Source organism: Variovorax davisae (genome assembly GCF_030316845.1).
Taxonomy (GTDB): Bacteria; Pseudomonadota; Gammaproteobacteria; order Burkholderiales; family Burkholderiaceae_C; genus Variovorax; species Variovorax davisae.
Genome location: NZ_JASZYS010000022.1, coordinates 88,169 through 110,729 on the forward strand (window position 1 = coordinate 88,169; position 22,561 = coordinate 110,729).

Here is a 22,561-nt window from a genome sequence, read left to right on the forward strand (position 1 = left end):
ACGCCGGTGCCTTCGAACGGCGACGATAGACTGAACTCTCGGCGTTTTCAGTGCGGCTCACAGACGGTGATCGCTGATTGGGTAATTGCGCGCCGTGGGCCAGGGCGCGCCAGCATTCGCCAACCCTTCGAGAACCTGCTTGCGGGGTACTCTGCTGAGCATGATGCTTACATCAGAAAGTTCCCGAGCGACAGCATCGCCCCTCGGCTCAATCCTGCGACCCGTACCCATTTCAAGCGACTCTCCGCTCACGCAAGGCTTCTCCCGCCGCGCTACCACTTGGATGCCTTGATCGCTGCCGTTCCGCGGACCGGCAAGCTGTGGTTGACAGGAGGTCAGGCACGATGGAGTGGTGACGTAGCAGTTGCGGACGTCGCAACGTTCTGGTCTGACGATAGCCCGCAGTTCGACCTCACGGTTATCGATGCCCCCGATCTGTTGGAATCTGGTCTCGCTCACGCCATTGCTCGTCTGGCAATCCACGCACCGCGCGTGGAATTGTTCGTAGACGCTGCGCGCTGGCAACCCTTCATCACTGCGCTTTCGATCGAGTCGCCGAGCACGGGTGGGCTGCGACTGCCGCGACTTAGAGCGTTGGGCGGACATCCATCCATACTGAACCCAGTGACACTGCCGAGCAGTGATCTTGCGCAAGCGATCAATCGAGCCCTCGATCGGTGGCTGCTCACTGCCGTGAATCGCCACGTGACACGCTACATCGAGCTAGGCGCCGATCCCGGACGCGCAGTGTCGTTCATAGCTGCCGCCGATCTTCGGCAACAAATGAGTCCCATCTGGCAGGACTGGGTTCAACGTTTCCTCGACGAACCTGCGTTGCTTACCCGCTTCCTTGGCTTGGCCATTTGCGCGAAGGACGAGCCCATTTTTGTGGGCGAGGCGTCTGCACTAGCCGGACCAATGTTGCTCACCCCGCTGATCCGGGCGTGTGTAGTAGCACTTGCAGTAGCAACCGCTTGGCAGGTAACAGCGCCGCGAGGCGTACATCCGGGCAATCTCGCCCGCGATGCAAATGGGATTGAGCGGACCGGTCATGCCTGTGCGGCAGGGTATATCGATAGCGAAGACATGGCCTTAGTTGCGTTACGCCACGCGTGGACAACGGAATTCGTCTTGCTGCCGATGCAGACGGTCTCGCCGGGTTTGATCGCCGGCGCAAATACCTCGTTTGGAACATCCGACACGCTATTACTCGCTCAGCCAGGCATCGACGCAAAGCTTGTGCTGGCAGTCGACCCTAGTTTCAGGGCCGCCGCCTCAACCAGCGCCGCCGCGCTCAGGGAATCGCTGTTAGCTATCGAAGAAGAGCATTTCGCGCGCTTGGGTGCCGCAATCGAACGACCAGGAGATCGAGCAACATGAACAGCATCACGTCATCCCCCGCCCAGTATGCCCTGGACGCGAGTGAGCGTCTGCTGGTTAACTATGCGGCCGACCTCGATCTCTCCATCGTCTCGAAGCCCAGCTATGCGGGTAGGATCTTCGCGGGTGGGAGCGACACACCGTCTGCTCGACTGGAACCAAGCGACTTACCCAATCAGGTACGCGGTGTCCAGATTGGCCGGTACGCCGTACTACTAACACTACTCCCCGAGGCGCCGGACGAACTCGGGATCATCGAAGTGGTCAGACGCGTGCGCAACCAGTGCGTCGTAGCAAGGTCCTTTTTGAGCCCGGCCGCGTCGCTCGACCTACACGCGATTCTGCTGGGTCCGCGTGGAAGTGAGGGTGTGAATCGATGGAAGGCGCTTGCGCTCATGGCCGAACGTGATGAGCGCGTGGCGCGAAAGTTGGTTTGGCTGCGTCCGCGCGATGCCGGCGCGGACGAACAGAGTTTCGCGGCGTTCGCCAAGCGAACCTTCCTCGCCCGGCCGTGGATTACGGATGCAATTTTCTCGATGGCACCCCTCGACAATTTGAGTCGCGCTGGGATCATTGAGGGTGATCCTCGAGATACTTCCGGTGAGTGGACTGGTCTGGCAAGTGATCCGGACATCGACCCCGACCACCTCGTCGAACAACTGGTGGCCTCTTGGCAGCGAAGGAACTCAACGTGACCAATACCTTCCTACGAGAGGTCCATATTGAGGATTTCCGGACCTTCGGTGAATTCACACTGCCTGTGCCACCGGGACCGGGACTTACCCTTCTGGTCGGAACCAACGGCCTTGGAAAGAGCAGCTTCTTCGATGGAATCGAGTGGTGCTTGACTGGCACCATCAGGCGGTTCCAGGACTATGTCGGTCGTCTCAAGGAAAGCGACTACCTTACGCGGCGCGACGCCGAAACGGGTACGCACAAGGTGCGCTTAACCTTCGCCCGAGGCGAACAGCTGGTTCGGACTTTGAGCGAACACCCTTCGGCGGCGGCCCTGCTCGACCTGCTCAAGGACCCAAAATGGGCTGAGATTACGGACGTCGGCGCCTATCTCGGCTTCACCCATTTCCTGGGGCAAGCTTCGCAGCAGCGCTTCACAAGCAGAAACCAGTCTGAGCAGTGGCAAGCCCTCAAAGGCCCAAGCGGGATCGACCGCCTCGAGTTGGTCCGATCCGCCTTGCGCGGGCGAGCAACTACGTTTGCGTTTCGCCGGCGTATGGAACGCGAGTCGGCGGCGGTCAGCGTCGCCATGCGAGACCTTGACGAATGGATCGGCAGTGTCTCTAGGCTCGCCGACCTTCAGGCGCGCAGTGCGGCAGTAGGTGCGGAAAGTGAGGCGGCGCTCAGCGCAAGACTGTCAGCTATCGAACTGGAGCTCCCGGCCCGAGATCGCATGTCGGAGGACTTTATGGAGCGGTTGGCCATCGCACGTTCCGCCATCGAGGCTGAGCAGCGACAGCTCGCAACAAAGCTTGGTGGCCTCGTCGGTCTTCAAACCCTCGTTGGCCGGTTCGGCGAGGCGTGTGCGCGCATCGAAAGGAACAACGCCCGGCTCGCCATCGCCGCAACCGGCATTGGCACAGCGACAACTCAACTGGGTGAGGCGATGCTTGCGGCCAGTAGGGCAGAACAGATGGCTGCGGCGCAGGCCGAAGCCGTGGCGCGCAGCGAAGCGGACTATGCCGAGTGCCTTCGCGTTCGATCCTTAATCGCGGAATTCGACTTGCTCAACGTCGAGTGGCAGACATTGCACACTAGTGAGGCCGTGTTGAAGGCCGAGCGCGGCAAATGCGAGGTGGACCTTGACAGTGCGCAGAACGCGCTTTCTAGCGCATATGAGGCGCAAGGGACGCTAAGACGGTTGGACGCGCATCAAGCGACACTCCAGATTTGGTACTCACGTGCTGTCGCGTTAAAAGTCCAAGAGGAAGCCGCGCAAAAGCGACGTGCAGCCGCCATTGCCGCGAGCGCTGTTGCGGATCGCGAGCGACTTCAATTGGGCGAGCTTGAGCGCATCCTCGAAACGGCCCGAGACGCCGAAGCAACTGCTGAGGCCAGCCTAGTGGCGCGACAGCGCGATGCATCGCAACTCGCGGAGCTGCTATCAGGTCTCGCAGCCCATATCCAGCATGACGATCTCAGTTGCCCGGTTTGCGCTAGTGATTTCCCAAAGGGAGAATTGCAGTCGCGCGCGCGAACTGTTCTGGCGTCCCAGGACGCTCAGCTTGCCAGCGACGTTCGCGCGCTCGACATCTTGCGTGATCGCTCCAAGGCCGCAGCTCAGGCGCGAGCCCTGGCGCAATCTGTAATCGACGTTGCCGTTGCGGCCATTACAACCGCAGACGGGGCCGAAGCGGCCGCAACAAGCGAGCGTCTCGCCATTGCAGAGGAGTTCGGCGTAGATGTCGACAGTGACCTCATGTCAATGTTGACCGAGCGATTGACTGAAGTAGACCGGGCGCGTATAGCGCACATGCGCGAGGCTGGTGGCAGCGATTCGGATGTCAGTTCGGCCCAAATGCGTGTCGATACCCTGTCCGCGGCGATGGCGTCGCTTGACGAGCGCCTCGCGACCGCAGCGCAGCGGCGCGTTAGGATCGAGACAGCGTTGCACGCAATCGACGGTGGACTGAGCGGACATCCAAAACCGTGGAGCATTGGTGCTGCTGAGCGCACCATCAATGCGCGTCGCATACTTCTCGACGAGGGCCGCGTGGCCCTGGAGGACCTCGCCCTCAAACGCGCGGCAGCAGCCAACGCTGAAGTGGCTGCGCGCGAGAGACTTGGTGCCGCAGAGGCAGAGCGCGATAGGATCGCAGCAGCAATCCGCAACGCGGAGGCTGCCCGTACGGCAACGATTGACGGCTGGCAACAGGCCCGCATGACCGGTGAGCCAGCAGGAGACGCAGCGGACGCTTGGGAGGCGGCCTTAAGGGAGCAGGCTAGCTCCCTGGCTGGGCTTTTCGAGGAGGCAAATGCGCTATCGCGTAGCTATGAAGCATTCCTCGCCCAGAATGAACTGCGGTCCCTTCGGAAAGTGATGATTGAGAAAGGCGGCCAAGGCGCCGCCGACAACCCTGTCCCCCGAGCTCAAGAACTTCAGAAGCAATTGAAGGAAGCGCGCCTGGCACTCCAGCTGACCACAGCAACGAGAGACGCAGTGCTCGCCTACGGCGACCAGCTTAAAGCTGAAGCGGAGAGCTTCTCGAACCAGTTCTTGTTGCCTCTCAACAACCTCATCGATGGGTTCAACCAAGCGTTGCTGAGCACGCCGGGCGAGACGGTGCAGTTCAACGCCGAACATACAGTCGAACGCACGGCGCTAGCGATGCAGTTGCGCTATGGGGATGCCATCGACAACGCCCAATACAAGACCACTTTGCCGCCACAGCTCGTACTTAGCGAAGGTCAGATGGCGGCGAATGGTTTCAGCATTCTGTGTGCCGCCAGTACAGCTTATCGCTGGTCGCGTTGGCGCGCGTTGCTTCTTGACGACCCGCTCCAGCACAACGACATCATCCATGCCGCGGCCTTTGTCGATGTCATGCGCAACCTTGTCGAGTTCGAGGGCTACCAACTCATTATGTCCAGCCATAAGCGCGATGAGGGCGAGTTCATCGCACGCAAGTTCGATGCGGCTGGACTTCCCTGTACAGTGGTTGAACTGCTGGGTGCCTCCAAGGACGGCGTGAGGGTTGCACAGCCGCGGCACAATGCGGCCGCACGGCGCCTCCTTGCGGAGCCCGAGGCTCGTCTAGCTTAATGGGCTCGATGAATTGAGCAAGTTTTCGATGACACGCAAGCGTCGGTGGTTGGACTGAAATGTAGGAGGTCAAATGCCCAAGCCAAAGGAAGTTACGTTCAGTGTTCCCGGGTGGCTGAGCGTCAAATTCGCTCCCAATGAGTGCGAGCGGATTGCGGCCTGGAGGCTATATGTCGAGCTATCTACACGCGTTGCGACGCAGCCGCTTGACCGTAACAAGGCTTCAGTGCGCTCGGTACTTGAATCGCTGTATTCACTGTTTGGGATTACTCGCAGTATTCTTCGGGATGGTGGTCCAGACCTGGCGCCTCGAGCCAATTCGTTCGGACCACTAGCAATCCGATTTCTCACTGAAGTGCTCGCTCCCTACCTTCTAGAATGGCACGAGCCGCTGAAAGAGCATGAGGCCCTCCGCAAGGTAGAGATGCCTCTCAGGCAGCACGAACAGTCGTGGGCTCGGTACGCCGAAATGTGTGACTCCCTGACCGCGATGCAGGCCAAGACAGCTAGTTACGCGAAATCGCTTGCGGCTATCGCAGGCATCGTGCACAAAGAGTAGCAATGAGCCCTATGGGCCCAGCATCACCGGGAATGTGCCTTCTCTCTCGGTGATACTGCGGGCGTCAATCGACAGCCGAAGTGGCACATCTCTCGCTCTCGGACGGTCAGCCTGGAGAGAGAACGCCGGGGTCGTCCGCCGGCGGACCGTATCGACGCCTGTGGGCCGTGACTCGGGCATTCTGCCTCCACGTACAGATTCAACTGGGTGCTGTTTGAGGATGTGTCGCACCTGCTAGCCTGCAAGTTGCGCGGAAGGCGTTGAGCCGTTGAGCCGTTGAGCCGTCGAGTCGTCGTGTCGTCATGTCGTCATGTCGTCGAGTCGTCGAGTCGTCGAGTCGTCGTGCAGCTTATTGCCTGACTGCGAGCCCCTTGCCACTTGTGTGTCATGTCCGTCACTCCATCACCGCCTTCACCGCCAACTGGGATCGTCACTCGAACTCGTTGACTTCATGTCGCCGATTTCCACTCAGGGGGACTTGACCATCGCCGACCGTTCACGGGATGCCGACGGATAGCCAAGACGAAATCGCCTGTGAACGTAAGCGCGCGGTGATCCCGTCTTGAGTTGCTGCCTTGCGTCCATGACGATGGTGTCCACCAAGATCTAGGTGGACACCTATGGAAGACTCCAAGCGATCGAGCCGGCGGCGGCATGCAGCCGAATTGAAGCGACAGGTGCTGGCAGCATGTGCGGAGCCTGGAGCGTCTGTGGCCCAAGTGGCGCTGGCCCATGGCTTGAACGCCAACCTCGTTCACAAGTGGCGCCGCGTGGTCGACGCGGGAGGGATCGCCTCGAAGCCGAGCGACCAGCAGGCCGAGTTCGTTTTGCTCACGCTGGCTCCTGGCCTGAGCATCGCAAGTGACATTCATCTCGAGCTTCGCCGCGGCGCGATCACGGTGAGCGTGACCTGGCCGTTGAGTGCATCAGGCCAATGCGCCGCCTGGCTGCGCGAGATCCTCAGGTGATCCGGGTCGACGCACTGTGGCTTGCCATTGAGCCGTTGGACATGCGTGCAGGCACCGAGGCCGCGCTGGCACGCGTGGTTCGTGTGTTCGGTGCCGCGCGCCCGCATCACGCCTACCTGTTCGCCAATCGACGCGCCAATCGGATGAAGGTTCTGGTGCACGACGGAATCGGCATCTGGTTGTCGGCGCGTCGCCTGCACCAGGGCAAGTTCATCTGGCCCAAGGACAGCGGCACCACCCTGAGCTTGACCCATCCCCAGTTCGATGCGCTGGTGCTCGGGCTTCCGTGGCAGCGTATCGGCGAAGCTGGAGTGATCTGCGTGCTGTAGTGCAATTGCCGAATGTGCTGATGCGCTCGCGAGTGCACCAGAGCACCATCACCTTCCGTGATCGACACGGCCGACCTTGACCACCTGGACGCGCAGCAACTGCGCGAGATGGTCCTCTCGCTCAGAAGAGGAGCGGCAGCCGACAAGCTCGAGATCGCACGCCGCGACCACGAGATCGCGTTCAAGCAAGCCGCCATCGACAAGCTCACGCACGAGATGGCGGTGCTCAAGCGGCTGAAGTTCGCCGCCAAGTCTGAGGCCTTCAACGCCGAGCAGAAGAGCCTTCTGGAAGAGACCATCGATGCCGACCTCGCGGCGATGGAGCTCGAGCTGGAGAAACTGGCGGGCACCTCGGCTGCGCAGCGCGAAAAGCAGCAACCCAAGCGCCAGGCGTTGCCCGCGCACTTGCCGCGCCGGGAGATCCTTCACGAGCCTGAGAGCACCACCTGTGCCTGCGGTTGCACCCTCCAGCGTATCGGCGAGGACGTGGCCGAGAGGCTCGACTACCAACCGGGCGTGTTCACGGTGGAGCGCCACGTGCGCGGCAAGTAAGTCTGCACGAAGTGCGAGACGCTGGTGCAGGCGCCTGTCGCTCCGCACATCATCGACAAGGGAATCCCAACGGCTAGGCTGCTCTCACAGGTGCTGGTGGGCAAGTACCTGGACCACTTGCCGCTGTACAGGCAGGAAGCCATCTTCGGTCGCGCGGGCCTGGCCATCTCGCGCTCGACGCTGGCCAGCTGGGTCGGGCATTGCGGCGTACAGCTGCAGCCCCTGGTCGATGCGCTCAAGCGCGAGATGCTCGAAGAGCGCGTGCTGCATGCCGACGAGACGCCCGTGGCGATGCTCAAACCCGGCAACGGCAAGACGCACCGGGCGTACCTGTGGAGCTACTGCACGACGAGCTACAGCGCGCTGCGCGCGGTGGTGTTCGACTTCGCTGACAGCCGCGGCGGCCAGCATGCTCGCGCCTTCCTCGGGCTGCCGGGAGAGGATGGTTGGCGCGGCACCCTCGTGTGCGATGACTTCAGTGGTTACAAGGCGTGCTTCGAGCTTGGCGTGACCGAGGCCGGCTGCCTGGCGCACGCGAGACGCAAGTTCCACGAACTCTGGGTCAATCACGGCAGCCAGGTCGGCGAACAGGCGCTGAAGTTCTTCGGCGAGCTGTATGTGGTCGAACGCGAGGTCGCCGAGTTGCAGCCTGATGAGCGAAGACGAATACGACAAGACAGGTCGCGCAAAGTAGCCGATGCCCTGCAGCAATGGCTCGCCGGACAGCGGCGGAGAGTTCCTGATGGCTCGGCCACGGCCAGGGCGATCGACTACAGCCTGAAGCGTTGGAGCGCGCTCACGCGCTACATCGACGACGGCGATCTGCCGGCGGACAACAACTGGGTGGAAAACAAGATCAGGCCGATCGCCATCGGAAGATCCAACTGGCTGTTCGCAGGATCGCTACGGGCGGGCCAGCGCGCAGCGGCCGTGATGAGCTTGATCCAGTCAGCGAAGCTCAACGGGCACGAGCCACACGGGTACCTCAGCGACGTCCTTGAGCGCCTGCCCACGCAGCCAGCCAGTCGCGTCGCCGAACTGCTGCCGCATCGTTGGGTACCGTCGGGAGCCTGATCTACGACGACAGTCAAGACGGGATCACCGCGCGCTTACCTGTGAACGGCTGCAACGCTGCATCCGCATGTCGTGAACTTGCGATGCGTGCCAATGCTTGCGCCCGACCTGCGCTGTGCCCGCCTCCCTCAGCACATCCATGCGCTGTTCGCCTTCGACTGAAGCTTTCCTTTGGGGCAAAGTGTTTCGGAACTGCGCCACCAAGCAGGGTGATTGCGGCGAGGGCCTATCGTTCGGTGCTGGCTCCGGCATCCACAATCCGTTCCAAAATCTGCGCGGCTTCATCAAAGCGCTGCTGGCGCCGAAGAACCCAACCCAGGCCTTTCAGCGCGGAGCCAGTTTCGGGATGATCGGGTCCGTTAGTGGTTAGTCGAATGTCGACGGCTCGCCTGAACAACTCTTCCGCTTCCTGGAAATCGCCCAGTTCGCCGCAAGCGTAGCCTAACGCCTGCAATGTGGAAGCCACTAAGGAATGATGCATGCCGAATGCGGCCTCTCGCAGTGCTAGCGCACTGCGAAGCAGATCCTTGGCCCGGTCCGTTCGGCCTTGCTGCATGAGCGCACTGGCCAGCCCCTGTTGTGCCGATGCCATTGCCGGCTGCGCGTGCAGTTCCTTGGCCGTTTGGATCCCACGCTCGAACAGAGACTCCGCTTCGCGGAGGCGCCCTTGATCAATGGCGAGCCATCCCAACTCCGTGAGACTTTGCATGGACTCCTCGCTACCGACGCCAAAGGCTTCCACTCTGATACGCAACGATCGCTCCAGCAAGGGCAGCGCCTCGTCGAGGCGGCGCTGTCGGCGAAACACCATTCCGAGCGCGCGCAAAGTGGCAGCAGTGTCTGGATGGTTGGCACCGCGTGCTTCTTGGATGGCCAGTGCTCTTCGGAAGCAAGCTTCGGCTTCCGCGTACTTTGCTTGGTCGGCATATGCGTGACCCAGCGCACTCAAGGTTACGGCAGTGCGGGGATGCTGTTCTCCTAGCTTTTCGATACGAAGATCCAGTGCCGTTCGCAGATACTCCTCAGCCCTCTGGGGCTTGCCAAGCCGTGCCGCCGCGGCCCCCAGGCCCTGCAGCGCGGAGGCTCGAGCCCCCTCGGTCGCTGGAAGCGATGCCAGAATTGAAAGGGCTTGCTGGAAGCACTCATCAGCTTGCTCGTCGTCTCGGCGCGCAAATGCCAGCCAGCCAAGCTCCAGTAGGGTCTCGGCGCTATCCCGATGTTGTGGGCCTAGCTTGGTCAGGCGAATGGCCCTTGCTCGGCTCAGCAGTGCGTCCGCCTCATCGAGATTCCCTGATCGCCGCAGCACCGAACCGAGCCCGTGCAGAGCTGCGGCAGTGTCGACACTGTCTTCGCCTTGCGCAGACTGCCGGATCTCGCAGGCCCTCTGAAGTGCTTGAACGGCCTCGGCGAACTGGCCTTGGTCGGCATAAGCGTGGCCAAGCGCCTGCAGCGTTGACGCCACTTGTGGGTTGACATCCCCGAAGTGTGCTATGCGGTGGTCTAGTGCTTCGCGTAGTAGTGGGATCGCGTCTTCGGGATTGCCTTGCCTGGAAAGCACTGCCGCCTGTCCCTGCAATGCAGAAGAGATCTCCATAGGATTCGCGTCTGGGTGTGCACGCAACTGCACCAAGACCCTCCGGAACAATACCCCCGCAGCGTTCAGCCGCCCTTGGTCCAGTCGCAGCCAAGCGAGCTCCATCATCGGCGCGAGATCTGCGGGCTGGGCGTCACTGGTTGTCAGCAGATGAACATCCAGTAGGTCGAGGATTCTGAAAATCGGAAGGAGATACGTGAGGCTCTCCGACCCCGCGAAAACGACGCCCACCGCTTCTCCTTGCGCAGTGACGACGAGCGAACCAGAATCTCCTGGCTGCGAAAAGCGTTCCTTGCCCTGCACACAGGTTAGATCCGAAAAGGCTTTCATGCCGTCCCTGGTGTGCACATTGGCGATGGCACCTACCATAACGACACTTCCTTCAGTAAAGTCGCCCCCCGGGCCCCATTTTCGGACCCTGCGATGCTCGGATTCATCGAGGAGGTCAAGCGGGCTCTGTAGTACGCCATTGAGCCGCTCCCCGTTCGGTGCGGCCTGGAAAGCTGACCCGCGCAGATCGAACAATACGCAAGCCACATCGTTGCCGGTCCCCTTCGAGAGAAAGGCGTTGAGGTAGGTTGTGCGTCTGACTCGGCCGGCCAGTCTGTCTTTGCGCCATTGGCGAACGTATACGGGCTCTCCTTCTTGTGTCGTGACTTCGTGCAGCACGCATAGGCCAACGCTTTCGCCGGACTTCTTTTCGGTCACTAGACAAGTCACTGGATGCCAGTTGGATGTTGCCGACAGCGTACCGAACGAGACGAGCGCTCCAGGAACGAACTGGGCATCGTCAGGTGCGATCTCCTCTTCTTCCTCTTCTTCCTCGAACAGAACAATAGCATCCTCGACTGAGGTCCGCACGGCCAGCCCGAGGGCGTCGTCAGGCACGCGTTGCATTTTGTCAGCGTCTGCCTCGGAAAGCTTGACAACGAGTTCGTAATCGTTAGCCGGTTTTGCGATGCCGACGTTGTTGGGAACGATTCCGTCGGCGTGGAGGGCCTTCTGCAGGAACTCTCGCGCGTACAACGCGAACTCGCGCGGCTTAAACAAGCGGTTGCGAAACTGCGCAGCAGGCTGGCGCTCGAAGTACAACGGGGGCCACCGAGGTGTCAGAAGGGCATCCTGATGCCTTCGGAAGATGTCGCTTCGAAGTTCGGCAATCGCCTCGTCTGAGATTAATCCTGCCAAAGCGCCGGACGCCCCGTGCCGCAGAAAAATCTGACTGGCGTGGATACGATGCGTATTGCCGTCGCCCTGCACGAGCATCGGTCCTTGATCGTCTGTGGTCACGCTGCCGCGGCGTGGCTCTATCAGCTTCTTTTTCAGGGCAAGGGCGAACAAGAGGCGATGAATCGGGGCGGCGCGATGATCGAATGGCGTCGCCTGGCGATGCACGATGTATCCCATCGGGAGCACATCGCTTGTCGCAAGCGCTCCCTCCAGTGCACCGAGAACGCGCGGGCTTTCCACCAACTCCAGATAGTCGGCCTCCAGAGCTTGGCTGCGTTCATCGTCGTCTTCACACGCCGTGGCGCGGATCTCAATCTCTTGAATCCGATCTCGGAGTGTGGAGAGAGCCATCGCACCCCGCACGAGTAGTCGGCCGCGGTCAAAGTCGGCGTAACAGAGTCGCAGGCCGTCGATGAGCCCGCCGTCGCCGACGCCACTTAGCCAGAGGCGTCGCTGAATGGTGATCTGGTCGCGGAGGATCGAGTTGTTGCTCCAGTACGTATGACCCTCGATGCCGGGCAGTCCTTGCTCAGCTCCGAAACCTACGGCGATGATGGCCACATGGCATCGTTGCCTCGCACCCCCGTTGCCGTAGAGGATTTCGACACGACCAGAATGACAATCTAGGCCGTGCACCCGTACCCCGAGTTTGACTTGGGCTGTCCGAGCGAACTCGTGCTCCCACTGGCGCTCGACGGTGTGAATTACCTCGCTGGCCGGTGCGGCGAACCAGTTGAGAAATGGCCAACGAGTGATGGAGGTCAGTGGCTCCTGGGGCCAAAAGTTGATCGTCGGGTGCACATAGCGAATGTCGGTTTCGCGCTGCGTCCAGCATAGGCGCTGCCCGGCGTCGAACAGCCATACGTCGGCTCCGCATGCGATCGCCGCCGCTGCCGCTGTCATTCCGGCCAGGCCTCCACCCACCACGCCAACTGTCAGCCCAGACAACTTTCGGGCTTCGTTCAGTGCCCAGATGAGATTCAGCGCGCGACGTTGTTGCGAGGCGAAGCTCACCCGAGAGGCGGTCGGACCGAGAAAATAGACCCCTGGATAGAGGTCGGCGAGTGACAACGCATTAGTGACAGTGGTGTGATCGTATGGGTCATTCATGGTTGGATTCCATTTCACAAACCTCCAGCACTTGGTCACTACTTGTCGACCTGGAACGGGTTGTAGTTCTCCGGGTTGCAACATCGACCTCGTCGCCGTACGTGCTGGCGCAATCGATGTCGCCGAGGTTGACAACGACGCGGTAGCTTATGTGTCGCCCCTCCAACACGCCCTGGACATTGAGCGTGCATTGGCCCGCGTTAACGACCGAGCAAAATTCGACCAGCACCGAATCATCGTGGGCATTTACGACCTGCCCGCCTACGGCTTCTATGTGCGCAGCGAATAGTGGCCGCCGTTCCGTCAACGCGCGCAGTGTCGTCTGGTCGTCGTGCTGCATCAGCCGGCTGTAGCCGACGACATCGGCTGCGAAGACCGCTGAAAGCCTGCATGCGTCGTTTGATCGCTCCATCCCGTTTCCTCGTGATCGAACGATGGTAGCGTCTGACTGGCATCGTGGATAGGGATCGAATCGGTTCAAGAAATCCAGTTGGTCACAGGGTCGCGTGGGCGCTAGTTCCGGAATGGGTACGCACCCGCCGATTGCTGAGTCCCCGCCCGTCACTGTTTGGCGGCCGTCAGGCGATGAGCGTAGCCAGATTGACGGTATCACCAATGACCTCGGCACAGACAAGAAGTCATGGGACCGGTGCCGAACTAGTTTCGCAGGCGACAGCTCGAAGCAACGACTGCGTTTTGAACTGCTGCACGCTTCGAGTAAGCTCAGCCCGGCTGACGACGGAGCGACGTTCACCACGCCGGTGCGCGCTACCCAAGCATGCGCGCGGTTTCGCTATTGAGCAGGTCGCCCGCACGGTAGTAGCCCATGAAGACCTCAAAATTCCGATGCCCCGTCATCTTCATGGCCTCTGAGGGTGGCATCTGCCGCCGCCCGGCCTCGGTGACGAAGCCGGAACGCAGAGAGTGCGCTGAAAAGCGTCCCTCAAGTCCGGCAAGTTTTGCTCGAGCCATGACGATTTTCCGAACTGCTCGAGGTGCTAGGGGCTCATCGAGAATCTGGCCGCTCTTTAGGATGCGCTTGAAGATTGGCCCACGTTGCGATCCGCACAGCTGCAGCCAGCTTCTGAGCGCATCTGCTGCACGCCCCACAACCGGTTTCTGGGTCGAGTCGTCAACTCGCCCCTCTTGGTTGCTCTTCGAATACATCAGCAAATAGGCGAAGCCGCGTGCGCCGTGATCGGTCAGGTTCTCCATGGTGGCCGAGGAAACCTCTGAGCGTCGGCGCCCGCCGCTGGCCCACGCAAAGAGAATCAATGCCCGATCGCGCACGCCACAGGGCGACATGTCGCAGGTGCTGAGCAAGGGCTCCAGCAGTTCGCGGGTGAGGGCAGCTTGCTGACGCGGACGGACCTGCCGTCGAGCGTAGCCAACCCGTACGGTCCGCAGCAACTCGCGCACGCCGACATCTGCACAAGGGTTGTCTAGATTGCGAAGCTGGTGCGCCTTGGAGAGCACAGATAAGCGGTGGGTCAGGGTGTTCAAAGCCAATGGCCCACGTTTGCCTTTGAAGCGGGTGGCGACCAGTAGTTCGTCGATGGCATCCGGCAGGTCATGCAGAAGGCGGGCAGGGCGGCCGAGCGCGTCGCTCCGCTCGTCGCCAACGTCCAAGCGTTCGGCATGATCGACGATGAACTGCAGCACTGCGGGGACTGGTACCGGAAAATCCAGTGCGTGGCCGTATCTCGCTGCGAACCAAGCACCCCAATAGCGCATTGCCGCCGCATAGGACGCTTGCGTGTTCGAGGATTGACCCTGCTGCAGAAGTTCTCGCACGGAAGCTTCGGTAAGGCTCGAAAGTGCCTCCGGCGCCAGGGTAGGGATGCTCAGCGGTCGGAGCGCTGCCAGCGCCCGAGGGTCGACTGCCGAACCGACAGTCGAACCAGGCTGGGCCGAATGCGCTAGGACGGCGGGCGTCTGGGCTGCTGCTGGCGACGCGTCCAGGGCGTGGCTGGACGCCGAGGTGCCCAGCGGCAGGGAATGATCAACGCGACGACGAGCAGCCATGACAACGCTCCTGAAGCAGCCCGTCATCATGCCGCGCCCCGGGGCATGGCGCCAGAGGAGGGGGGAGGGCGCGCGGCCGGATTGGCCTGGAGGGCGATAAAGGAGGCTTATCCATCTCAATCCGCCCTGCAGGCGGTCCAGGTGTGACGGACGCCATCGGGTTCGCCCCGGGTGTTGCCAGCCGTGGCCACATCGCGGAGGGTTCGCAGAGAGAGAAAACCGCCGCGGGCCTTATTGCTGACCGAACCGCGGTAGCAACCGTCGGGGGCATCAACGAACCCACAGCCAACGGCTAGCGTGGGGACTTACCTCGTCTTGCCGACCGTCTATGAGCGCCTGCAGCAGCGCCTTCGAGAAAATTCGCCACCGGCGCACTTAATGCTCCTCAGCCCCACCTCGCCGGCCCGGCCTTCGAAGAGGTTGCGATCGACCGGGTGGATGCACTCGTCCAGATGGGCGGCAGGATGGATCTTGATCCGGATCGTCTGCGCGCTCGCGGCGCACACGGACGTCACGAGCGATCCTCACGATGAAACTGGCAGGCAGCGTTTTCCGCATGGCGCCCTCCATTCAGGCAGGGAACTCGCACGGCGGGAGCGGAGCGACACGTTGGGGCGGGTTGCGCTCACCTGGATTTCGGAACATTCTCCCCGGACGGTCGACAAGGGAGCCCACCCAGTGCCTGACGCCACGCCACCGCGGTCAAATCCAGGACGTCGATCCGGCCAGATGACCGTGCGCTCCGCCGATGAAGCGCGTCGCCAAGTGCTTAGCCCAGCGGAGCAGGCTGAACAATGCAAATCTTTCCTGCTTGTGATCGGAGCATTCCTGACCGCGATCCTGGTCATGTTCGGGATCTTTACGATTTTTGCGCAGGCGAATATGCACCCCGAACCCAAGGGCCCCCTCGGCCGCTACGCGATGTTCCAACTGGAGAACGTGCGCAACGTGAAGGCGTTGGCCAGCGTGGTTGTCGCCGGTGGCGACTACGACGTTCAGCTCATCGCTCGGGAAACCCCCTCCGATTTCGGGGCGCTGGCCGGCGACTCGACCTTCGTGCTCGACTTTGCAAGCGGCTACAGCAAGGGGGATCCGATCACAGCTGATCGGTATATCTTCATCGGCAATATCGTCGTCTCCGTCGGCGACATGGCAAACAGCGACAAGCTGCTCGCGAAGGCGGAGGAATACAAGGAGCCAAAGTACCGCTCTCGAGTGCTTAGGGCTCATTTTCTCTACGCGAACCAGCAACGCGGCCCGCCTCCGGGCTTCTCGGTGACCGCATCTCCCGCCAAGAAGACGATTGAGGTCTATGGGGCCGTGAAAGGCTTGGAATTCGGGAAGGCGAAGGGCGATGCGCAGCGTAGCATTGCGCTGCTCGAGCTTGCGCCCACCGAGGCAAATCTCAGCGAGCACGCGACCAAACACGCAGACTGGAAGAGGGGGCGCGAGTCTCGCGAAAGTGCTAGGGCCGCGGAGCACCCAGATCCAGGGAGCGAGGTGCCCGGCAGTGGAAAACGGATAGGCAAAAAATAGAGGACACACCATGCCAAACCTGACCGTCGGGAAGACCACGCAGAACGCTACAACCACCGTCGACATCAGCGCGACCAAAGCGTCGACATCGGAATTCAAGGTCGGCGATGCCACGGGGCACGGCACCCTGAAGGTGATCTACAAGGAGTTCGAGTCGAGCGTCGAGCAGCTGCAACACGCGCTCGCCCAACTTCAGGCTAGCCCAGATCGACGCACAGCCGCGCTGGCCGAGGAGGCCGGCAAGGTGGTCGTCGCGGCGGCGCGCGCGACGCCGGAGCGCCCTTGGTACTCCATCTCGGTCAAAGGCCTCCTTGAGGCCGCAAGGGCGGTGGGCGACGGCGTCTCACCCCTGGTGAGTGCAGCTCTGAAAGTTGCCGAGCTTGTCGTCAAGGCGGACAAAGCCCACAAGCCCTGACCCGATCCGATCTCGAGTTGAATTCGGGGTGCGGGCGATCGCCTCAGACGAAGGGCGCAATCAGGATCATTCAAAGTTCGCTGGCTCGCCCTGTTCATACGAGCGCTTGAGCGCGTCCATGTCGGCATTGGTGACGCGGCGGTGTTGCCCGCACCGGGTTCGGCCTAGTGACGACACGTCGACGGAAAATGGCGCTCAGGGTTCATCGCCTGCATCGCGGGGGCAGGCGAGTCGCGCTGGTGCGTTGGGATCGACCCTCACCGTGGGGCGCTAAAGTCGAAAAACACGACAAACGAGGCGAATTACTACTAAAAAACGCGACAAAACAGCCGCTCACGCGCAATTGCGCGACGGTTTGAGCGTCCGCCAAACGCTGCCTATGGAGATTTGTCGGCGTGCAGCTGTGCTGCAACGATGCGGCAGCGCGCATGACCGACCGGCTGCACTGGGTCAAGAGTTGGCCGGACTATGCCCTTGCGCTGGCGTAGTCGGCCGCCGGGAGCTCGCGGCGCCAGGGGAGGGCGACGGCGCCTCGCTGCACTACGTGGGCCATAAGGCGCGCTTGCCGGACCCGACGCCGCCCGTCCTGCGAAAAGCTGGTGTAAACCGTTCCACGCGGCAAGGAGTAATCAACGTTTCGTCTGGGAACTGATGAGAGTCAACGAACTTTCGTCTGTCTGTAAACAAGATGTTGTCCGGGCTGTCAACTGAGTATCGTCCACGCAAGGCAGGGAGTCGGTCATCGGCGGTCCTCCTGGATTGATGTAGACCAGTCTATATAATTTCCCGATCGACACCAGACACCTCAGGGACACGCACACGCATGGCTCAGCCGCCCAAACACCGGGATGCGATCGTTCAGACGGCCGCGCGCCTGTTTCGCCAGCAGGGCTTCGCTGCGACCGGCCTGAACCAGATCGTCGAGGAAAGTGCGGCGCCCAAGGGGTCGATCTACCACTACTTTCCCGAAGGCAAGGAGGCCATCGGCGCCGCCGCGGTGGCCTGGGCCGGCGAACGCGTGGTGCGGACGCTGGACAGCCTGGCCGGCGAGACCGACGGCCCGGGAGACCTGGTGCGCCGCTATGCGGACCTGCTCGGCGGCTGGATGGCCAGCTCCGACTTCAGGGATGGCTGCCCGATCGCGACGACCCTGCTGGAAACCGCGCCCCGCTCGGCCGCGATCCGCGACGCCGGCGCGGTGGCGCTGGCCGACTGGGCGCGGGTCTTCAGCGATGCGCTGCAAGCCCGGGGCGCCGAACCGCTGCGCGCGGCCCGCCTGGCGGCGCTGGCGGTCGCCTCGATCGAGGGGGCGCTGCTGCAGGCGCGCGTGGCCCGGAGCCGGCAGCCGCTGCTCGACGCGGCCGAGGAACTGGCGCTGGCCTTCGAGGCCGCGGTCAGGGCTTCACGAACTTGAGCACGAAGTCGTCCTTGGGCTGCGGCGGCTCCGGCGTGTTGCGGTCGCGCGGGTCGTTCGGGTTGCGCAGGAAGAAGCCTTCCCCGGCGAACCTGAAGCCGGCCTGTTCGACTTCGGCGCGCAGGAACGATTCTTCGATCCGGTGCAGCGTGCCCGATTCGGAAATGCCGGTGCCGGGGCGGCCGGCATGGTCGGCCAGCACGTAGAGACCACCCGGCTTCAGCGCCGCGAAGACGGCGCGGTTCAGCTGTGCACGGTCGGCACCCAGGTGGCCGAGGTCGTGGTAGTTGAACATCAGCGTGACGAGGTCGAGGCTGCCCGGGCCGACTTCGGACGGCACCGGCTGCTCGAAGGGCTGGACCACCGCCACGATGTGCCCGCTGCGCAGCCGCTCGGCGCGGCCCGCCAGGCCCGCCGAGGGTGGTCGCGGCGCGGCGGCGGCCGCCACGGGCGGTGCGCCGCCTTCGGGCTGGGCCGGTGGCGGGCCGGTCCGGCGCGGCGGGGTCTGCCCGTAGACACGCCCCGACGGGCCGGCCGCGCGGGCCAGCAACTCGGTGGTGTAGCCGCCGGCCGCGCTGAGGTCGAGCGCCTGCATGCCGGGCCTGACGCCGATGAACATCAGCATGTCCTGGGGCTTGCGGCGCTGGTCGTTGGCGCGATCGGCTTCGCTGCGCTCGGGGTCGGCCACCAGGGCGGCGACCTGGTCGCGGCTCAAGGTCGGGGCGCGGGTCGCGCAGGCCGACAGGGCGAGCGCGAGCGCGATGGCCGCCGCGGCAGCCAGCGGTCGAACGACGCCCGAAGGGCAGGGCAGGGGCAGGTGGAGCGCCATGTCTGAGAGTCCTCGCAATGCGCGAAACGCCCAGTCTGCCACGCCGACGTCGCCGCAGGCCCTTGCGCAATGCCGCCCGGCCTCTATGATGCGTGGCGCAAAGTCGATACCTTTAGATACATCTAAAGTTCTCTTCTTTTTCGACCCACTCCCCTCCGACAGGCTTCCAGAGGAATGCAAGTCCGATGAGATCCCGCCTGCGATCCCGCACCTCGTCGGCCCTGCTCGGGGCCTGCGCCGCCTTGGCGCTGCCGGGCTGCGCGCTGGTGGTGCGCGGCACGCAGCAGAACATCCAGGTCGATGCGGTCTCCGCCGACGGCAGGGCGCTCGACAGTGTCGAGTGCCGCGCGGGCGATGCCGTGGCGGCGGCGTCGGCGGGCGTGGCTGCGCCGCGGCTCACGGTCAGGCGTTCGGGCGACGACCTCTCGGTTCGCTGCCTGTCGCAAGGCCGCGTGGTGGCGTCCGCCAAGGTGATCTCGCGCTCCGACATGGGCCTCATCAGCCTGGCGGTGGGCGGCTTGCTCAGCGCGACCATCGACCACGTGTCGGGCGCGGCCTTCGCCTATCCGGGCTGGATCACGCTGGTGGCCGGCGAGGAGCGCAGCTACGACCGCCGGGACAGCGCCGACGGGCCGCTGGGCGGCATCTTCGTCAGCCGGCTCGGGGCGGGGGCGCCCGGTGCCGCACCGCTGGCGGCCGGCCCCGTCGTGCAGGGCCCCAACTACTACCGTGCCAACTACAGCGTCACGGCCAGCCAGCTGCTGCGCCCCGGTGCCCGCCGTACCGGCCGCGACACCTACAACGCCGAGAAGCTCGCGCTGGCGATGCAGTGCAGCGCGACGCCGCGCGCGGTGCTGGTCGAGCGCGGGGCCGGCTTCGAACTCCACCAGGTGCCGTGCGCGGCCGGTGCCGAGCTGTCGGTGCGCTGCGAGTTCGGCAACTGCCGGGTGCAACCCGCCGCCTTGCCGCCGGCCGGCGCGATCGCCGGCCTGTCGCCTGCCCAGCGCCTGCCAGGCCCTTGACGCCGGCGCCGGGCCTTCACTGCCCGATCATCGCCCGCACCTGGTTCGCCAGCACCGCGATCTCGAAGGGCTTGGTGAGCACGGCCATGCCGCGCTCCAGGTGCCCGTTGCCGACGGCGGCCTTCTCGGCATAGCCGGTGATGAAGAGCACTTTGAGGCCCGGCCGCATGACCCGCGCGGCGTCGGCGACCTGGCGGCCGTTCATGCCCCCCGGCAGGCCGACGTCGGTGACCAGCAGGTCGATGCGGCGGGTCGACTCGAAGATGCGCAGGCCCGCGCGCCCGTCTTCGGCGCCGATGACCTGGTAGCCGGCCTCCTGCAGCACCTCGGTGATCAGCAGCCGGATCGTGGCCTCGTCCTCGATCACCAGCACGGTCTCGCCGGCGCCGCGCTCCATCGCCTCGCGCGCCGCTGCGGCGTCGTCCTCGACGGTCTCGCCGACGTGGCGCGGAAAGTAGGCCCGCATCGTCGTGCCCTGTCCGAGTTCCGACTGGATCCGCACCTGGCCGCCGGATTGGCGCACGAAGCCATAGACCATCGAGAGCCCGAGACCGGTGCCGTGGCCCAGCGGCTTGGTCGTGAAGAAGGGGTCGAAGGCGCGCGCCATGACCTCGGCCGACATGCCGGCGCCGGTGTCGGTGACGGACAGCGCGATGTACTGGCCGGGCGCCAGCTCGCGCTCCGCCGCGGCCCGGTCGTCGAGCGACATGTTGGCGGTGGCGATGGTCAGCCGGCCGCCGTCGGGCATGGCGTCGCGGGCATTGATGCACAGGTTCAGCAGCGAATTCTCGAGCTGCGACGCATCGACCCGTGCCGGCCACAGGCCGCCGGCGCCGCTCACTTCGAGCGCGATGCCGGGGCCGACCGTGCGCCGGATCAGCTCCTCCATGCCGCCGACCAGGCGGTTGACGTCGGTCGGCTTCGGGTCCAGGGTCTGCCGGCGCGAGAAGGCCAGCAGCCGCTGCGTCAGCGCCGCGGCGCGGCGCACCGAATCCTGGCCCATGCCGATGTAGCGCTCGACGCCGTCGAGCTTGCCCTTGGCAAGGCGCGATTCGAGCACCTGCAGGCTGGCGCTGATGCCGCCCAGCAGGTTGTTGAAGTCGTGCGCGATGCCGCCGGTGAGCTGGCCGACGGCCTCCATCTTCTGCGACTGGCGCAGCGCCTCCTGGGCCACGACCAGTTCCAGCTGGGCCTCCTTCTCGGCGCTGATGTCGCGTCCGCTGCAGTAGTACTTGCCCTCCTCGGGCACGCCGATCCACGACAGCCAGCGGTAGTTGCCGTTCTTGCAGCGGTAGCGGTTGACGAAGTTCACCACCGGGGAGCCGCCGACCAGGCGGTCGAAGATCTGCCGGGTCGGCTCCCGGTCGTCGGGGTGCAGGAGCCCGAAGATGGTCGTCGTGCGGACTTCTTCTTCCGACCAGCCGAGCACCGCCTGCCAGGCGGGGTTGGAGGTCTCGAAGAAACCCTCGCCATTGAGCACCCCGAGCAGGTCGGAGGTCAGCTGCCAGAACTGGCTGCGTTCGCGCGAGCGCTCGACGACCTGGCGTTCGAGGTCGGCGTTCAGGGTCCGCAGGCGCTCTTCGGTGAGGCGCAGCGCCTCGACCGAGGCGGTCCGGTCGCTGACGACGCTGCTCAGCCGCCGCTCGGCCTGCACCTTGGCGGTGGTCTCCACCACCAGCGCCATCACGCCCACGGGCCGGCCGGCGTCGTCGACCAGCGGCGAGTAGTCGAGGTTCATCCAGACCTGGCCCGCGCGGCCGTCGCGGTAGAGCGTGAGTTCCTGGTCCTGGTAGCTCAGCGTGCCGCCGGCCAGCCCGACCTTCATGACGTTGTCGTTGAAGTCGGCCACTTCGTCCCAGCCTTCACGGACCCGGGAGCCGAGCAGCGCGGGATGCCGCTGGCCGGCGAAGACCGCGTAGGCGTCGTTGTAGATCATGAGGCCGGTCTCGCCCCACAGCATCACGATCGGAACCTTGGCGCGCAGCATCAGCGCGGTCGCGTTCTTCATGTGGGCCGGCCAGCCGGCGATGGGGCCGAGTGGCGTGCGGCCCCAATCGAACTCGGCGATCAGCGTGCCGAGATGGCCGCCGCCGGTCAGGAACGGCAGGGAGAGCGATGCGTCGCGGCTGGGCATCCGGGTGCTTCGGTGGAGGATCCCGGAATGCTAGCGCACCGGAGCGGGCCGGTCTCAGGCGCGGCGCTTGAACAGGGCCGAGGCACCGCTGGCGCGGGCCAGCTCGTCCGCGGTGGCCAGCAGCACCGGGCCCAGCGCCAGCATCCGCGCCTCGGTCAGCCGCACCAGCGGGCCGGCGATCGTGATCACGCCGATCACGGCGCCGTTGCCGCTGCGCACCGGCGCCGCCATCGCCGTCATGGCCGGCGCGAACACCTCGTTGATCATGCTGAAGCCGCGCTTGCGCGCCGCGCGCAGGAAGACCAGCAGCGCCTTCACCGTCGTCGGGGCCTTGGGGCCGTAGTCCTCGGGCTTGCCGAAACCCTGGCGCGCCACCAGCTCGAGCGCCTGCTCGTCGGTCATGGTCGACAGCCACGCATGGCCGGCCGAGCTGCACGACAGGTTGACCGACAGTTCACTATGATCGCGCCGGACCGGCCCGTCCGGGGGCCACGACACAAGACCCAAGGAGACTCTTCATGAAGCACATCGCACGCAACACCCTGGTGGCCCTGTCGGCGGTGCTGGCCCTGGCCGGCGCGCAGGCGCAGGTCAAGGAGCGCACGCTCAAGT

14 protein-coding genes and 2 pseudogenes are annotated in these 22,561 nt (G+C 63.8%); 10 read left to right on the forward strand and 6 right to left on the reverse strand.

Annotation, left to right across the window (positions count from 1 at the left end; translation table 11 throughout):
* Positions 1 to 6 precede the first annotated feature (6 nt).
* From QTI33_RS33240 to tnpC, 6 genes and pseudogenes are all read left to right on the forward strand, one after another.
* Positions 7 to 1,380: an ABC-three component system protein gene (locus tag QTI33_RS33240; protein WP_286510862.1), complete on the forward strand. Its 1,374-nt coding sequence runs from the start codon at positions 7 to 9 to the stop codon at positions 1,378 to 1,380.
* Positions 1,377 to 2,075 carry an ABC-three component system middle component 1 gene (locus QTI33_RS33245; protein WP_286510863.1) on the forward strand — a complete coding sequence of 233 codons (699 nt, stop codon included), beginning with the start codon at positions 1,377 to 1,379 and terminating at the stop codon, positions 2,073 to 2,075. The genes QTI33_RS33240 and QTI33_RS33245 overlap by 4 nt, the downstream gene beginning before the upstream one ends.
* Positions 2,072 to 5,158 (forward strand): AAA family ATPase, encoded by a 3,087-nt coding sequence (locus QTI33_RS33250; protein ID WP_286510864.1) that lies wholly within the window; start codon positions 2,072 to 2,074, stop codon positions 5,156 to 5,158. The genes QTI33_RS33245 and QTI33_RS33250 overlap by 4 nt, the downstream gene beginning before the upstream one ends.
* 1,179 nt (positions 5,159 to 6,337) lie before the next feature.
* Positions 6,338 to 6,685: a transposase gene (locus QTI33_RS33255; RefSeq protein WP_286510865.1), complete on the forward strand. Its 348-nt coding sequence runs from the start codon at positions 6,338 to 6,340 to the stop codon at positions 6,683 to 6,685.
* A complete protein-coding gene (tnpB, locus tag QTI33_RS33260) occupies positions 6,682 to 7,014 on the forward strand; it encodes an IS66 family insertion sequence element accessory protein TnpB (protein ID WP_162571513.1) in 333 nt (110 codons plus the stop codon). The genes QTI33_RS33255 and tnpB overlap by 4 nt, the downstream gene beginning before the upstream one ends.
* Before the next feature lie 57 nt (positions 7,015 to 7,071).
* Positions 7,072 to 8,640: pseudogene (tnpC, locus tag QTI33_RS33265) on the forward strand (IS66 family transposase).
* Positions 8,641 to 8,866: 226 nt separating this feature from the next.
* Here tnpC and QTI33_RS33270 read toward each other — a convergent pair.
* The 3 genes from QTI33_RS33270 to QTI33_RS33280 form a co-directional block, all read right to left on the reverse strand.
* Positions 8,867 to 12,574, reverse strand: coding sequence for a tetratricopeptide repeat protein (locus QTI33_RS33270; protein WP_286510866.1), 3,708 nt, complete (start codon positions 12,572 to 12,574; stop codon positions 8,867 to 8,869).
* Positions 12,567 to 12,986, reverse strand: coding sequence for a hypothetical protein (locus QTI33_RS33275; protein WP_286510867.1), 420 nt, complete (start codon positions 12,984 to 12,986; stop codon positions 12,567 to 12,569). The genes QTI33_RS33270 and QTI33_RS33275 overlap by 8 nt, the downstream gene beginning before the upstream one ends.
* Before the next feature lie 356 nt (positions 12,987 to 13,342).
* Complete coding sequence (locus tag QTI33_RS33280) at positions 13,343 to 14,599, reverse strand: tyrosine-type recombinase/integrase (RefSeq protein WP_286510868.1); 1,257 nt, start codon at positions 14,597 to 14,599, stop codon at positions 13,343 to 13,345.
* Between the two features lie 729 nt (positions 14,600 to 15,328).
* On the opposite strand from QTI33_RS33280, the gene QTI33_RS33285 reads away from it, so the two are divergent.
* From QTI33_RS33285 to QTI33_RS33295, 3 genes are all read left to right on the forward strand, one after another.
* A complete protein-coding gene (locus tag QTI33_RS33285; protein ID WP_286510869.1) occupies positions 15,329 to 16,135 on the forward strand; it encodes a hypothetical protein in 807 nt (268 codons plus the stop codon).
* A gap of 10 nt (positions 16,136 to 16,145) precedes the next feature.
* Complete coding sequence (locus QTI33_RS33290; protein WP_286510870.1) at positions 16,146 to 16,550, forward strand: hypothetical protein; 405 nt, start codon at positions 16,146 to 16,148, stop codon at positions 16,548 to 16,550.
* A gap of 823 nt (positions 16,551 to 17,373) precedes the next feature.
* Positions 17,374 to 17,964 carry a TetR/AcrR family transcriptional regulator gene (locus QTI33_RS33295; RefSeq protein WP_286510871.1) on the forward strand — a complete coding sequence of 197 codons (591 nt, stop codon included), beginning with the start codon at positions 17,374 to 17,376 and terminating at the stop codon, positions 17,962 to 17,964.
* Here QTI33_RS33295 and QTI33_RS33300 read toward each other — a convergent pair.
* The gene (locus tag QTI33_RS33300; RefSeq protein WP_286510872.1) at positions 17,945 to 18,793 is read right to left on the reverse strand and encodes a class I SAM-dependent methyltransferase; all 849 of its coding nucleotides are present in this window, start codon (positions 18,791 to 18,793) and stop codon (positions 17,945 to 17,947) included. The genes QTI33_RS33295 and QTI33_RS33300 overlap by 20 nt on opposite strands.
* A gap of 185 nt (positions 18,794 to 18,978) precedes the next feature.
* Here QTI33_RS33300 and QTI33_RS33305 point away from each other — a divergent pair, with 185 nt between their 5' ends.
* Positions 18,979 to 19,815 (forward strand): hypothetical protein, encoded by an 837-nt coding sequence (locus QTI33_RS33305; RefSeq protein WP_286510873.1) that lies wholly within the window; start codon positions 18,979 to 18,981, stop codon positions 19,813 to 19,815.
* Positions 19,816 to 19,831: 16 nt separating this feature from the next.
* Here the strand turns inward: QTI33_RS33305 and QTI33_RS33310 are convergent, their stop codons facing one another.
* On the reverse strand, positions 19,832 to 21,949 hold the full coding sequence (locus tag QTI33_RS33310) for a hybrid sensor histidine kinase/response regulator (RefSeq protein WP_286510874.1): 2,118 nt from the start codon (positions 21,947 to 21,949) through the stop codon (positions 19,832 to 19,834).
* Positions 21,950 to 22,003: 54 nt separating this feature from the next.
* A pseudogene (locus QTI33_RS33315) lies at positions 22,004 to 22,402 on the reverse strand (IclR family transcriptional regulator domain-containing protein); the annotation flags it as partial.
* Positions 22,403 to 22,561: the final 159 nt, after the last annotated feature.